The organism is Streptomyces sp. NPDC050211 (genome assembly GCF_040656035.1).
Lineage (GTDB): Bacteria > Actinomycetota > Actinomycetes > Streptomycetales > Streptomycetaceae > Streptomyces.
This window is the reverse complement of record NZ_JBFALC010000017.1, coordinates 42635-56872: the sequence shown is the minus strand read 5'-3', so window position 1 is coordinate 56872 and position 14238 is coordinate 42635. Positions and strand designations below refer to the sequence as shown.

Here is a 14238-nt window from a genome sequence, read left to right as displayed (position 1 = left end):
AACGCGCTATCTTGCTGCGGGTGATCGAGGTCTTCGGATTGACCAGCAACCCCCGCAAGGAGCTTCCACCCGCCGTCGACGACGTCACCTTCGAGGCGCGCGCGGGCCACGTCACCGCGCTGCTCGGTGCGCCGGGAGCAGGCAAGACGACGGCGCTCAGACTCATGCTCGAACTTCAACAGGGCCGCGGAATCACCTATTTCAGGGGTCGCCCGCTGCACCGCATCGCCCATCCCTCGCGTGAGGTCGGCGTCCTCCTCGGCGACGTACCCGGACACCCCGCCCGGACCGTGCGAGGGCACCTTCGCATGCTGTGTGCCGCCGCGGGCCTTCCCGTGCGCCGCGCCGACGAGGTCCTTGAGGTGGTCGGCCTGGTCAGCCTGCGGGACGAGCGTCTCGGCACGCTCTCACGCGGCATGGACCGCCGCCTCGGCCTCGCCTGTGCTCTGCTCTGCGACCCGCACACGCTCGTGCTCGACGACCCCGCCGACGGCCTCACCGCCCGCGAGGTCCGTTGGCTGCACGCCATGCTGCGCGCGCACGCCTCCCAGGGGGGCACGGTCCTGCACACCACTGCCGACCCCAAGGAGGCCGCGCGGACCGCCGACCGCGTCATCACGCTGGAGCAGGGCAGGCTCGTCGCAGACCAGGAGGCCGCCGAGTTCGCCCGCACCCGGCTCCGCCCCCGGGTCGCCGTCCGCAGCCCGCACGCCGCCCGCCTCGCAGCCCTGCTCACCAAGGAAGCCCGCACCGGGCAGCGCTCCGTCGAGGTCGTGCGCGAGGGAGGCAACCGGCTCTCCGTGTACGGCAGTACCTGCGCCGACGTCGGCGAGACCGCGTTCCGCCACGGCATCCTCGTACATCAACTCGCCGATGAGATCGGGGACATGGGGGCCGGCGCGGCGGCCGTATCCGCGCAGAACCCGCAAACTCCCCGCCAACCGCATGCGGTCACGACCGATCGTGCACCGGACGTCCCGCGGCAGACCGAGAACTCTCCGGCGCCGCCTGAGCCGTCGCTGGGCGCCGGGGATGCATCGCAGGCGCCGCTCGACACCGGGGACGCACCGGGGGCGCCGCTCGACGCCGCGCAGAACTCCACGGACGCACACCGGCCTCCCCTCGATGCGTCGAAGAGCGCAGTGGGCGCACCTCGGCTGCCTCTCGACGCGTCGCGGAGCGTAGACGACGCACCCCGGGCGGCTGTCGACGCACCGCAGGCCGCCTCCGAGCCTGACGACGCGTCACCCCCTTCGGTCGACGAGCCGCAGGTCTCCACCAAAACGACCGCGACAGCGCAGGTCTCCGACGACGCGCGCGTCGCGGACGGCCGCGCGCGAACGCGCTCCCACAGTTCCGGCGAAGTCCGCACCCTCGACGCCCCGCCCGCGCTGCCACCCCCCATCTCCGTCCGCCCCTCGCCCAGTCCCCTCCGCCCGCTCCGCTACGAGCTGCGCCGCGCCGCCGGAATCAGCACGGGGTTCATCACCGGGGCCGTCGTACTCGCTGTGTCCGTCCTCACCGCCGTCATCCTGGCCCGCATCGGGCACACTCCGCAGCCGCGTCTGCTGGCCGCGTGGCCGCAGGAGCTGCCGCTGCCGCCCGCGGCGCTCGGTGCGGGACTGCTCGGCGCGCTCTCCTTCGGCGACGAGTTCCGCCACCCCGCCCTGGCGGCGGACCGCGGCACCGTGCCCCGCCGACTGGGGCTGCTCGCCGCCAAACTCCTCGTCACCGCGGCCACCGCGCTGCTGCTGGCCTTCCTCACGGTCGGCTGCAACGCCGAAGCCCTCTATCTCGTATACGGACGGGAGCTCGCACAAGTTCCCGCCGACTGGCTGTCGCTGAGCGCGAGTTGGCTCGGTCTCGTGGTCGGCTGCGCCTGGGCCGGAGTGCTGGCCGCCGGTACCTTCCGGTCCACCACGGCCGGGCTCGCCGCCGTGGTCTCCGTACCGATTCTCGTCGTACCTCTCGTACACAAGGTCCTGGAGGGACCGGCTGTGCGAACGGCGGCCGGGTTTCCCATGCGGCTGCGCGAGGTGCTTCTCATGCAGTGGCCCTTCGGCGGAGAGCGATATCTGGCCGCGGCGGCCCGGGTGATCGGTCAACCCGTGGGCGGCGCATTGGCGTTGTCACTGTCCGTCCTGCTCTGCGCATATCTGCTCACGACCCTGCGCAGCAGGGTCCGATGACGACCGTCCGAGCCCTTCCGATCCCGCCCTGCGCACAACTCCCCCGGGGAAAGCCCATTTCTTTCCGATAAGGCGTCAATTGCGACGGGGTGAGCGATCACCCTTTCGTGTGCTTTTCACCAAAGACCTCAAGGGAGTTGGAGACGGCGCCGACAAAGGTTTCGTGAGTACCCTTGCGCACACCATGATGACCGCCGCCCGCTCCGCAGACTCCGGTCTCGCCGGCCCGGGCGAACTCGACCGCTATCCCTACGCCGAGGCGCCCCCCGCCGACCGTGTCGGGGCCCCCGCCTGGGACGGCGCCGATCCGGAGCTGGGCCGGGTGGGCCGGCGCACCGCCGGCAGCCGCGGACGCGGGCTGCACGGCCAACTCGTCCAGCAGCTCGGCCAGATGATCGTCTCCGGCGATCTGGGCGCGGACCGTCCACTGGTGCCCGAGGAGATCGGCCAGCGCTTCGAGGTCTCCCGCACCGTCGTCCGTGAGTCGCTCCGTGTCCTGGAGGCCAAGGGCCTGGTCAGCGCTCGCCCGAACGTCGGCACGCGCGTGCGTCCCGTCAGTGACTGGAACCTCCTCGACCCGGACATCATCGAATGGCGCGCCTTCGGGCCGCAGCGTGACGACCAGCGACGCGAGCTGAGCGAACTGCGCTGGACGATCGAGCCGCTGGCCGCGCGCCTCGCCGCCGGGCACGGACGCGAGGACATCCAGCAGCGGCTCGCGGACATGGTCGAGATCATGGGCCACGCCATGGGGCAAGGGGACGCGCTCACCTTCTCCCGCGCGGACGCCGAGTTCCACTCCCTGCTCATCCAGGTCGCGGGCAACCGCATGCTGGAGCACCTCTCCGGGATCGTGTCGGCCGCCCTCCAGGTTTCCGGCGGCCCCGTCACGGGGTGTGACAGGCCGAACGAGACGTCGCTGGCGCATCACGGCAGGATCGTCGACGCCCTCGCCACCGGCGACGGCCCGGCCGCCGAGGCCGCGATGCGCCAATTGCTCACCGTCCATCCTGAGGTGGAGCGCGTGGTGCCCGCGCCGCGCGAGCACTGACGCGCACCACGGGCGGCGCGGACCGGGATTGCCACCCCCTCCTGTGGCAATGCCGGTCGGCGGACCGCCCCCTGTCGGACCCTGCAGGACCCCTCGGGTTCCTGCGGGGTCCGACGGCGCGATCGAGCGGAAAGGCACACGGCACGGGTCTGTCACAGGCACGAGTGACCCCCTTTGCTCGTGTCTGACCGTTTTTGGGCGCTTACGGGGTGTGACTCGGGCCACGCAGATTGGGCGTAACGCTCGTGGGAACAGTGCGATGACCTAAGAGGTGACAGCCGCGGAGGGAATACGGACGCCGTTCAAGGCGCTGTGCATCTTCCCGGCCCCCGCCCGCACCGTCGGCTCATCCCCCAGTCGGCGGTCGGCTCCTGTCCGCCGTGGACGGGGCCGGAAGCCGTTTTCCAACGTTCCGAGAGGTTGTTCGTGTCGGCCAGCACATCCCGTACGCTCCCGCCGGAGATCGCCGAGTCCGTCTCTGTCATGGCGCTCATTGAGCGGGGAAAGGCTGAGGGGCAGATCGCCGGCGATGACGTGCGTCGGGCCTTCGAAGCTGACCAGATTCCGGCCACTCAGTGGAAGAACGTACTGCGCAGCCTCAACCAGATCCTCGAGGAAGAGGGTGTGACGCTGATGGTCAGTGCCGCGGAGCCCAAGCGCACCCGTAAGAGCGTCGCAGCGAAGAGTCCGGCCAAGCGCACCGCCACCAAGACGGTCGCGGCGAAGACGGTGACCGCCAAGAAGGCCACCGCCACCGCCACGCCGACGGCACCCGTCGTCGACCCGCCCGTCGAGGACGAGGCGTCCGCGACGAAGGCCGCTGCCAAGAAGACGACCGCCAAGAAGGCGGCCGCGAAGAAGACCGTCGCCAAGAAGACGGCGGCCAAGAAGACCACGGCCGCCACCAAGAAGGACGACGCCGAGCTGGGCGAAGAGGAAGTCCTCGAGGAAGCCGCCGCCAAGCCGGGCGAGGAGCCCGAGGGCGGCGAGAGCGCCGGGTTCGTGCTGTCCGACGAGGACGAGGACGACGCGCCCGCGCAGCAGGTCGCCGCGGCCGGTGCCACGGCCGACCCCGTCAAGGACTACCTCAAGCAGATCGGCAAGGTCCCGCTGCTCAACGCCGAGCAGGAGGTCGAGCTCGCCAAGCGCATCGAGGCCGGTCTGTTCGCCGAGGACAAGCTGGCCAACGCCGACAAGCTCGCCCCCAAGCTCAAGCGCGAGCTGGAGATCATCGCCGAGGACGGCCGCCGCGCCAAGAACCACCTCCTGGAGGCCAACCTCCGCCTGGTGGTCTCCCTGGCCAAGCGCTACACCGGCCGCGGCATGCTCTTCCTGGACCTCATCCAGGAGGGCAACCTCGGTCTGATCCGCGCGGTCGAGAAGTTCGACTACACCAAGGGCTACAAGTTCTCCACGTACGCCACCTGGTGGATCCGTCAGGCGATCACCCGCGCCATGGCCGACCAGGCCCGCACCATCCGTATCCCGGTGCACATGGTCGAGGTCATCAACAAGCTCGCGCGCGTGCAGCGCCAGATGCTCCAGGACCTGGGCCGCGAGCCCACCCCGGAGGAGCTGGCCAAGGAACTCGACATGACCCCGGAGAAGGTCATCGAGGTCCAGAAGTACGGCCGCGAGCCCATCTCGCTGCACACCCCGCTGGGCGAGGACGGCGACAGCGAGTTCGGTGACCTCATCGAGGACTCCGAGGCCGTCGTCCCGGCCGACGCGGTCAGCTTCACGCTCCTCCAGGAGCAGCTGCACTCCGTCCTCGACACCCTGTCCGAGCGCGAGGCGGGCGTCGTCTCCATGCGGTTCGGTCTCACCGACGGTCAGCCGAAGACCCTCGACGAGATCGGCAAGGTGTACGGCGTCACGCGCGAGCGCATCCGCCAGATCGAGTCCAAGACCATGTCGAAGCTGCGCCACCCGTCCCGTTCGCAGGTGCTGCGCGACTACCTCGACTAGGTCGCGGTCGTACGACGCCGAAGGCCCGGCTCCCTCCAGGGGAGCCGGGCCTTCGCGCTGAGCGGGTGCGGGGGTCGGAGTTGTGAATCACCCTGGGTTTTCCATGACCACCCCAGAGTGAGGAACGTGTATGCGTTTTCCTTTTTCCCGGGGGCTGACCCGGCCGCTGGTTCTCGCGGTCGCCGCCACCGCCGTAACGGCCGTGTCCGCCGTCCCGGTGTCCGCGGACAACGTCGTCGTCGGTGGTTTCCCGGTCGAGATATCCGAGAGCCCGTGGACCGTGGCGCTGTCCAGCCGTGACCGGTTCGGGGGTACGCGCGCGGGGCAGTTCTGTGACGGCGTGGTGGTGGGCCCCACCACCGTGCTCACCGCGGCTCACTGTCTGGGCGAGGACGTCCTGAGCGCGCCCCCGGACCAGGTGCGCGACCTCAAGGTCATCACAGGGCGTACGGACCTGCTCTCCGACCAGGGACGGGAGATCGCCGTACGCGACACCTGGGTGAACCCTGACTACGACAGCGTCAGCAACGCCGGCGACTTCGCGGTGGTCACCCTTGCGCAGGCCGTCCCGAAGGGCTCGGTCGTCCCGATGGCGGCCGCCGGTGATCAGGCGTACGAACCGGGCACGGCCGCCACTGTCTACGGCTGGGGTGATGTCACCGGCTCCGGCGACTACGCACGCAGCCTACGGGGGGCACGCGTGCATGTACTTCGTGATGCCCTCTGCGAGCAGGCGTATCCGGGCAGTGCCGAAGGCACCTATGGCGCCGACAGCATGGTGTGTGCGGGGGAGGAGAAAGGTGGCCATGACGCCTGTCAGGGGGACAGCGGAGGGCCGCTCGTCGCACGGGGGAAGCTGATCGGGCTCGTGTCCTGGGGGAGCGGCTGTGGGCGCGCTGAGAGCCCCGGCGTCTATACGCGGGTCTCCGAGGTCATGCGCACGCTGGGCTGGGGCGGCAGCCCAGGGGTGAGGCGCACAGGGGCGCCTGGCCGGGTCTGAGGAGGGTCTGCGGGTACGAGCGCGGGCGGCGCCCCTGTCTCTGCTTAGGGGTGCCGCCCGCGGGCCGGCCTGTGCCGGTGCTGGCTCGTCGTGGACGCGAGATGTCAGCGCTCTTCTTCGGAGGCGGCTGCTGCCGGAGCGGCGGTCAGTCGCTCCGTCTCGTCCTGTATCTCAGCGGCGATCTTCTTGAGTTCCGGCTCGAACTTGCGACCGTGGTGGGCGCAGAAGAGCAGTTCTCCGCCGCTCAGCAGGACGACGCGCAGGTATGCCTGGGCGCCGCAGCGGTCGCAGCGATCGGCGGCCGTCAGCGGGCTCGCGGGGGTCAGAACAGTAGTCACGTCGCCTCTTCTCTAGCTCGACGAGCTGTCGTACCAGGGTCAACATCCAACCAGCCCGAAAACGTTCCCGCTCGTGGCTTTCCCTTGAAAAAAATCTTCGCGGGCGGCCGGCTGCTGCCGGTTGGCGGCGAATGTGCCGTATTGCGTGTCTATGTGTCTTACGGTTTCGCACTGTCGGTCAATGTCGGTCCTCCCGGCTGGGTTGCCGGTTGTTCATGAGGACGTGCCCGGAGCCTAAATGGTTCATGCCTGGAAGGGAACGTGATGTGTGCTTCACTCCATCGAGGGATCGAACACCTATGCGACGCTGGGCTAGTGTGAGTTTATGACGAGGGTGGCGTTACAACGGCTCTACCAGGCCTCGGTACCCTCTGAGCGGCAACCGAAGCCGCGCCCTTACCCAGAAGGGCCCCACCTGAAATTCAGCGAGGAGCGAACCGCGTGACCGCCGAGACGTCCGTGCCGTCCACAGCGCTGCTGGCAGGAGCAGACCGGGACGGTTCCAACTACACCGCGCGGCACCTGCTCGTCCTCGAGGGGCTCGAGGCCGTGCGGAAGCGCCCAGGTATGTACATCGGGTCGACTGACAGTCGTGGCCTGATGCACTGCCTGTGGGAGATCATCGACAACTCCGTGGACGAGGCCCTCGGGGGCTACTGCGACCACATCGACGTGATCCTCCACGACGACGGATCCGTCGAGGTCCGGGACAACGGCCGAGGCATTCCGGTCGACGTCGAGCCCAAGACCGGCCTCTCCGGTATCGAGGTCGTCATGACCAAGCTGCACGCCGGCGGCAAGTTCGGCGGCGGCTCGTACGCCGCCTCCGGCGGTCTGCACGGCGTCGGCGCCTCCGTGGTGAACGCCCTGTCCGCCCGGCTCGACGTCGAGGTGGACCGTAGTGGCCATACGCACGCCATCAGTTTCCGGCGTGGTGTCCCCGGAGCCTTCGCCGGGGACGGCTCCGACGCCAAGTTCGAGGCCAAGAGTGGCCTGCGCAAGGCCAAGAAGATCCCCAAGACCCGCACCGGCACCCGCGTGCGGTACTGGGCCGACCGCCAGATCTTCCTCAAGGACGCCAAGCTCTCCCTGGAGAACCTGCACCAGCGGGCACGCCAGACGGCTTTCCTGGTGCCTGGCCTGACCATCGTCGTACGCGATGAGTTCGGCCTCGGTGAAGACGGCAGCAAGGGCGAGGAGTCCTTCCGCTTTGACGGGGGCATCAGCGAGTTCTGCGAGTACCTCGCCACCGACAAGCCGGTCTGCGACGTCCTCCGCTTCTCAGGGCAGGGCACCTTCAAGGAGACGGTTCCGGTCCTGGACGACCACGGCCAGATGACGCCCACCGAGGTCACCCGCGAGCTCGGCGTCGACGTCGCGATGCGTTGGGGCACCGGTTACGACACGACCCTGAGGTCGTTCGTCAACATCATCGCCACGCCCAAGGGCGGCACCCACGTCGCGGGCTACGAGCAGGCGGTCACCAAGACGCTGAACGAGGTGCTGCGCAGCAAGAAGCTGCTGCGCGTTGCCGAGGACGACATCGTCAAGGACGACGCCCTGGAGGGCCTCACCGCGGTCGTCACCGTGCGTCTCGCCGAGCCGCAGTTCGAGGGGCAGACCAAGGAAGTCCTCGGCACCTCGGCGGCCCGCCGGATCGTGAACACGGTGATCACCAAGGAGCTCAAGGCGTTCCTCACCTCCACCAAGAGGGACGACGCGGCACAGGCGCGTGTGGTCATGGAGAAGGCCGTCTCCGCGGCCCGTACCCGGATCGCCGCCCGCCAGCACAAGGACGCGCAGCGCCGGAAGACGGCACTGGAGTCCTCGTCGCTGCCCGCCAAGCTCGCCGACTGCCGCAGTGACGACGTCGACCGCAGCGAGCTGTTCATCGTCGAGGGAGACTCCGCGCTCGGCACCGCCAAGCTCGCCCGGAACTCCGAGTTCCAGGCGCTGCTGCCGATCCGCGGCAAGATCCTCAACGTTCAGAAGTCGTCCGTGACCGACATGCTCAAGAACGCCGAGTGCGGCGCGATCATCCAGGTCATAGGAGCGGGGTCGGGCCGGACCTTCGACATCGACGCGGCCCGCTACGGCAAGATCATCATGATGACCGACGCCGATGTGGACGGCTCCCACATCCGGACGCTGCTGCTGACCCTGTTCCACCGCTACATGCGGCCCATGGTCGAGGCCGGCCGGGTCTTCGCGGCCGTCCCTCCGCTGCACCGTGTCGAGCTCATCCAGCCCAAGAAGGGCCAGGACAAGTACGTCTACACGTACTCGGACCGTGAACTGCGCGACAAGCTCATGGAGTTCGAGAGCAAGGGCGTCCGGTACAAGGACTCCATCCAGCGGTACAAGGGTCTCGGCGAGATGGACGCCGACCAGCTGGCCGAGACGACCATGGACCCGCGTCACCGCACACTGCGTCGGATCAACCTCGGCGATCTGGAGTCCGCCGAGCAGGTCTTCGATCTGCTGATGGGCAATGACGTCGCACCGCGTAAGGAGTTCATCTCCAGCTCGGCGGCGACGCTGGACCGGTCCCGCATCGACGCGTAGCCGCTGCGTTGGGCCGGGCCGGAACGGTGGCGGTTCGGTGCCGGAAACGGTGCCGGGGGCCGGCCGTCGGGTGAGAGTCGCGGCACTGCCGGGTGGAGGCAGGTGCCGTGGCTGCCGGCACGGGCGTTGTGCGTGCCGGTCACCGGCCGCGCTGCCGTGCGGATGCCCGGCCGCCGATCCGCTGTCGGGCAGGGGCGCTCTGCGAGCAGTTCCGGTCGGCCCGCTGTCGGGCAGAGGCGCTCTGCGAGCAGTTCGTCCGGCCAGCGGTCGGCAGGGCCTCGCCCTGCCCACAGTCCTGTCGGCCCGCTGCCCGGCAAGGCGTCGCCCCGCCCACAGCACCGGCGACCGGCGAGAGAGTCCGCCGTCTCCACCCGTGGGTGGAGAGGGCAGCGGTGCCGGATCCACCCATGATCCACCCTGGCTCCGATCTCCTGACCAGCGAATTTCCGTAGCGTCGAAGGCGTCGGCAGCGCTCGCTGTCGGCACCGTCCTTCTTCGCTCACGGAGGGTTTGATGACCGGGCTCGTCGATGCGTTGTTGATCGCTGCCGTGGCCGCTCTGGTGATCGTGCGCCAGTTCCGCGCAAGCCGGATCGGCGCGGGAGAGCGCTGGTGGCTCGCCCCTGCGGTCCTGACCGTCGTCGCGTTGCGCGAGCCCGCCATCATCGACGCCCATCACCGCACCGAGTCAGTGTTCTTGCTCGGCGCCGAACTCCTCATCGGCCTCGCCACGGGAGCCGCGTGGGCGTGGACCACCCGCATATGGGCGGAGCCGGACGGCACGGTATGGAGCAAGGGCACGAGAGCGAGCGTCGTCGTCTGGGTCGCCGGTATAGCCCTGCGCGTCGCGCTCTTCGCCCTCGGTGCGGGGCTGGGCGTGCAGCAGGACACGTCCGCCCTTCTCCTCGCTCTGGCGATCACGTTGCTCGTCCGTGGAGGGATCCTCACCTGGCGCGCTCGATCCCTGCGTCCGACCCCCGAGCAGAGCCCGGCGTACGGTGACACCGTGTCCCGGCCCGCGCGGAAGGAACATGTGTGACGGAGAACGCCTGGACGCTCTGGCCCTCCCGGGAAGCGCTCAGCCGCAAGGAACGCGCCCGGCCCCGTCGGCTGTTCGCCTCGGCTGTCCGGCTGGTCGTGCTGGCCCTTCTGCTGTGGGGTGTCTTCACTGGCAGTGTGGTCCACGGCTGGGGTGCCGTCGGGGCCGCGGTGGGTGTGCTGGTGGCCGTGGGTGTTGCCTGGGCCTTCTACCGAACGACCTTCGAGCACCAGCTCTGGTCGTCCCTGGCGCTCGTCACGGTGCTCCTGGGACTCGCATTCGCCGCTCAAGCCGTGGGGTTCAGAATCCCGGCCCTCGTCCTCTGGTGCGGCTGCGCCGTCACCGCGCTGGAGCGGCTGCCTCTCGCGGCCGCGCTACCGGTGGCCTCCGCCGGCCTTGCGTCGTATGCGGCTTTCAACGACGACGCCTGGCTGACCACCGTGGCCACGGCGGCGGGGCTCCCCCTGGCCGGATACGTGCTCCGACTGGACGCCGAGGCCCGTGGCAGCGCCCAGCGGCTGCTCACACAGGAGCGGGCGGCGCTGGCGGCCGAAGCCGAGTCGGCGGCGCTCGTGGAGCGGGCCCGTATCGCCCGGGAGATCCATGACGTGCTGGCACACAGCCTCTCGGCGCAGCTCGTGCACCTGGAGGCGGCACGCCTGCTGATCGAGCGGGACGCCGACCGGGACCAGATCCTGGAACGCGTAGTGGCAGCACGCGGGATGGCCCGTGAGGGACTGGAGGAGACCCGGCAGGCCCTCTCGGCACTGCGCGGCGAACTGACCCCGCTGGAGGACTTCTTGACTCAGCTCGTGGATACGGGCACGGGGACGGAGGTCACCATTACGGGTGAGCACAGACCGCTGTCGGCCGAGGCGTCACAGGCCGTACGGAGGGTGGCGCAGGAAGCTCTGACGAACGTGCGCAAGCACGCACCGGGCGCCAAAGTACGGGTACGGCTGGAGTACGGCGAACACCAAGTCACCCTGGACGTAAGGGATTCGGGCGGGCCGCGGGGCTCGGGCGGCGAACTCGCAGGCTCCGGTGCCGGGTACGGTCTACTCGGCATGCGGGAGCGTGCCGAGCTGCTGGGTGGCTCGTTGGAGGCGGGGCCGGACAAGGAGGGGTTCGTGGTGAAGCTGAGGGTGCCCACGTGACGGAGGAGACGGAGGTCGAGCCCGCGCGAGTGGTGGTCGCGGACGATCAGACCGTCGTCCGTGAGGGGATCGTGATGTTGCTGGGGCTGCTCCCCGGGATCGAGGTCGTCGGAGCCGCGGGGGACGGGGACGAGGCGGTGAAGCTCGTCGCCGAACTCGCCCCGGACGTGGTCCTGATGGACCTGCGCATGCCCCGCTGCGACGGAGTGGAGGCGACCCGACGGATCCGGAGCGAGCATCCCGGGACACAGGTCGTGGTGCTCACCACCTACGCGGACGACGAGTCTCTGTTTCCAGCGCTGAGAGCGGGAGCACGCGGGTATCTCACCAAGGACGCGGGAGGTGACGAGATCGTCCGGGCGGTGCGCAGCGTGCTGTCCGGGGACGCGGGGCTGTCGCCGAGCATCCAACGGCGGTTGCTGGAGCGGCTGTCGGACCCTGAACCGCCGATGGCGCCGGCGGTGCCGCCCGACGGGCTCACCGCGCGGGAGACCGAGGTGCTGGAGCTGATCGCCGAAGGGCTCAGCAACCCTGAGATCGCCAAGAAGCTGCATGTCTCCACGGCCACGATCAAGACCCACGTCAACAACATCTTCACCAAGGCGAGGATCAAGGACCGTGCCCAGGCGGTGCGTTACGCGTTCGCGAAAGGGCTGGTGCGGCCGCCGACGGGCTGAGTCACCTGATGGGGTGAAGAGCGCCGGGAAGAAGAGTCAGGGATCTTCCCGTTCTGTCCATCCTTGGGCATGCACTCAAGCAACGGTCGCTCCGGAGTAGGCGGGGGTGGACCCGAGAGTACGGCCGGGCAGAGCGGCGGTTATGGCCCACCTCCCGCCGAGAAGCCCGGAAGCGTGCGGTACGACGATCCCTGGTACGACGCGCTCGCCTCGGGCTGGGGGGAGTCGGGCGACGCCGGAGGGCCGGTTCCGGTCGTTCCGCCGGCGCGTGAGGAGCATGAGCACAGGGCTGCGGCCGATGTGTACCTCGAGGTGCAACGCAGCGCGGCCTTCCAGGAAGTGCGCAGTCGCTACCGGCGGTTCGTGGTGCCGGCGGTCGCGGGATTCTTCGCCTGGTACGTGGGATATGTCGTGACGGCCACGACCGCTCCGGGGCTGATGGGCCGGCCCGTGACGGGTGCCGTGAATGTGGCGATGCTCGCGTGGCTGGGGCAGTTCCTCACCACGTTTCTGCTGACCTGGGCCTATGTCCGGCATGCTCGGCTGCGCAGGGACCGGGCCGCGCTCGAACTGCGGTGGAACACCCAGGAACTGACGCGTGGCGTCCGGGGCGGTGCTTCGTGACGGACAACCATCAGACGCTGGCGCTGCTCCTGTTCAGCGCCTTTGTGGCCGTCACCCTGGGCATCACGACCTGGGTCAGCCGCAACCGGCAGGGTTCGGTGGAGGAGTTCTACGCGGGCGGGCGGCTGTTCACTCCGGTGGAGAATGGTTTTGCCATCGCGGGCGACTACATGTCGGCGGCCTCCTTCCTAGGCATCTCCGGGCTCATCGCCCTCTACGGCTACGACGGGATGCTGTACTCGGTGGGCTTTCTCGTGGCCTGGCTCGTGGTGCTGTTCCTGGTCGCGGAACTGGTGCGCAACTGCGGGAGGTTCACGCTCGCCGATGTGGTCGCCGCGCGGATGCGTGAGCGGCCGGTGCGAATCGCGGCGGGAACCTCCTCGGTCACCGTGTCCGTTCTGTATCTGGTGGCGCAGATGGTCGGTGCGGGCAGCCTGGTCGCGCTGCTGCTGGGGGGTAAAGGCGAGGCGGCGCAGGCCTGGACGGTTGTCGGTGTCGGTGCGCTGATGGTGATCTATGTGTCGCTGGGAGGGATGCGGGCCACCACATGGATTCAGATCGTCAAGGCGGTGCTGCTGCTCAGCGGCACCGTGGCGCTGACCGTGCTCGTACTGGTGCGCTTCCACGGTGACTTCGACCAACTGCTGCTGACGGCGGCGGAGCGCAGCGGTCATGGCGAATCGTTCCTGGCGCCCGGGTTGAAGTACGGCGGCGACTGGACCGCCCGCTTCGACTTCATCAGCCTCGGACTCGCCCTGGTGCTGGGCACGGCCGGGCTGCCGCACATTCTGTCCCGCTTCTACACCGTGCCGACCGCGCGGGCCGCACGGCGTTCGGTGGTCTGGGCGATCGGGCTCATCGGCGGCTTCTACCTGATGACGATCGTGCTGGGCTTCGGCGCGGCAGCGATCGTCGGCCCGGATGCCGTACGCGGCTCGAACGCGGCTGGAAACACGGCGGTTCCGCTGCTCGCGCTCGATCTCGGAGGTGGCGCCGATTCCACTGGCGGAACGGTTCTGTTCGCGATCGTCGCCGCTGTCGCCTTCGCCACGATCCTCGCGGTGGTCGCCGGTATCACGCTCGCGTCCTCGGCGTCTGTGGCCCATGACCTCTACGCGTCCCTACGACGCCGGCACGCCAAGCCGCGCAGCGAGGTGGCCGTAGCCCGCGCGGCCGCGGTCGGTATCGGCGTGGTCGCCATCGCCCTCGGACTGCTGGCACGCGACCTCAACGTCGCCTTCCTGGTGGGGCTGGCCTTCGCCGTCGCCGCCTCGGCCAACCTGCCGGTGCTGCTCTACTCGCTGTTCTGGCCCGGCTTCACCACACGCGGCGCGGTGTGGGCCGTATACGGCGGCCTGATCCCAGCCGTGGCCCTCGTGGTGCTGTCGCCGGTGGTGTCGGGCAGCCCCGAATCGCTGTTCCCCGGCGTGGACTTCCAGTACTTCCCGCTGCAGAACCCCGGCCTGGTCTCCATCCCGCTGGGCTTCGTCGCCGGCTGGCTCGGCACGGTCACTTCGGCGGAGGAACCCGACGACGCCAAACACGCGGAGACCGAAGTGCGGTCGCTGACCGGGGCGGGGGCGGTATAGGCGGGGTGGTTCGGAGAAGAGGGCGCCCGGCATCCGTATGAA

Annotated in this window: 11 protein-coding genes; 10 read left to right on the top strand and 1 reads right to left on the bottom strand. The window is 69.3% G+C overall.

What is annotated here, in order from left to right; genetic code table 11:
• Positions 1-20: 20 nt before the first annotated feature.
• The 4 genes from AB0I98_RS19435 to AB0I98_RS19420 all read left to right on the top strand — a co-directional run bounded on the left by AB0I98_RS19435 (position 21) and on the right by AB0I98_RS19420 (position 6208).
• Entirely contained in the window at positions 21-2189 is a 2169-nt protein-coding gene (locus AB0I98_RS19435; RefSeq protein WP_362943103.1) for an ATP-binding cassette domain-containing protein, read from the top strand.
• A gap of 163 nt (positions 2190-2352) precedes the next feature.
• On the top strand, positions 2353-3240 hold the full coding sequence (locus tag AB0I98_RS19430) for a FadR/GntR family transcriptional regulator (RefSeq protein WP_362943100.1): 888 nt from the start codon (positions 2353-2355) through the stop codon (positions 3238-3240).
• A 426-nt stretch (positions 3241-3666) separates the two neighbouring features.
• Entirely contained in the window at positions 3667-5208 is a 1542-nt protein-coding gene (locus AB0I98_RS19425; protein WP_362943097.1) for an RNA polymerase sigma factor, read from the top strand.
• A gap of 130 nt (positions 5209-5338) precedes the next feature.
• Positions 5339-6208, top strand: a complete 870-nt coding sequence (locus tag AB0I98_RS19420; RefSeq protein ID WP_362943094.1) for a serine protease — start codon at positions 5339-5341, stop codon at positions 6206-6208.
• 104 nt (positions 6209-6312) lie between these two features.
• Here AB0I98_RS19420 and AB0I98_RS19415 read toward each other — a convergent pair whose 3' ends face one another.
• The gene (locus tag AB0I98_RS19415) at positions 6313-6546 is read right to left on the bottom strand and encodes a hypothetical protein (protein WP_362943091.1); all 234 of its coding nucleotides are present in this window, start codon (positions 6544-6546) and stop codon (positions 6313-6315) included.
• Between the two features lie 441 nt (positions 6547-6987).
• Between AB0I98_RS19415 and AB0I98_RS19410 the strand changes: the two genes are divergently transcribed.
• The 6 genes from AB0I98_RS19410 to AB0I98_RS19385 all read left to right on the top strand — a co-directional run bounded on the left by AB0I98_RS19410 (position 6988) and on the right by AB0I98_RS19385 (position 14196).
• Positions 6988-9111: a DNA topoisomerase IV subunit B gene (locus AB0I98_RS19410; RefSeq protein WP_362943088.1), complete on the top strand. Its 2124-nt coding sequence runs from the start codon at positions 6988-6990 to the stop codon at positions 9109-9111.
• A gap of 513 nt (positions 9112-9624) precedes the next feature.
• Positions 9625-10149 carry a DUF1453 domain-containing protein gene (locus AB0I98_RS19405; protein ID WP_362943085.1) on the top strand — a complete coding sequence of 175 codons (525 nt, stop codon included), beginning with the start codon at positions 9625-9627 and terminating at the stop codon, positions 10147-10149.
• Positions 10146-11306: a sensor histidine kinase gene (locus tag AB0I98_RS19400; RefSeq protein ID WP_362943081.1), complete on the top strand. Its 1161-nt coding sequence runs from the start codon at positions 10146-10148 to the stop codon at positions 11304-11306. Before AB0I98_RS19405 ends, AB0I98_RS19400 begins: the two co-directional genes overlap by 4 nt.
• Positions 11303-11983 carry a response regulator transcription factor gene (locus AB0I98_RS19395; protein WP_362943078.1) on the top strand — a complete coding sequence of 227 codons (681 nt, stop codon included), beginning with the start codon at positions 11303-11305 and terminating at the stop codon, positions 11981-11983. Before AB0I98_RS19400 ends, AB0I98_RS19395 begins: the two co-directional genes overlap by 4 nt.
• A gap of 69 nt (positions 11984-12052) precedes the next feature.
• Entirely contained in the window at positions 12053-12607 is a 555-nt protein-coding gene (locus AB0I98_RS19390; RefSeq protein ID WP_362943075.1) for a DUF485 domain-containing protein, read from the top strand.
• Complete coding sequence (locus tag AB0I98_RS19385) at positions 12604-14196, top strand: cation acetate symporter (RefSeq protein ID WP_362943072.1); 1593 nt, start codon at positions 12604-12606, stop codon at positions 14194-14196. Before AB0I98_RS19390 ends, AB0I98_RS19385 begins: the two co-directional genes overlap by 4 nt.
• Positions 14197-14238 lie beyond the last annotated feature (42 nt).

Bases quoted from the DNA above. Each gene is read 5' to 3' on its own strand.
- AB0I98_RS19390 (WP_362943075.1), top strand. From the start codon at position 12,053: ATGCACTCAAGCAACGGTCGCTCCGGAGTAGGCGGGGGTGGACCCGAG.
- AB0I98_RS19405 (WP_362943085.1), top strand. From the start codon at position 9,625: ATGACCGGGCTCGTCGATGCGTTGTTGATCGCTGCCGTGGCCGCTCTG.
- AB0I98_RS19420 (WP_362943094.1), top strand. From the start codon at position 5,339: ATGCGTTTTCCTTTTTCCCGGGGGCTGACCCGGCCGCTGGTTCTCGCG.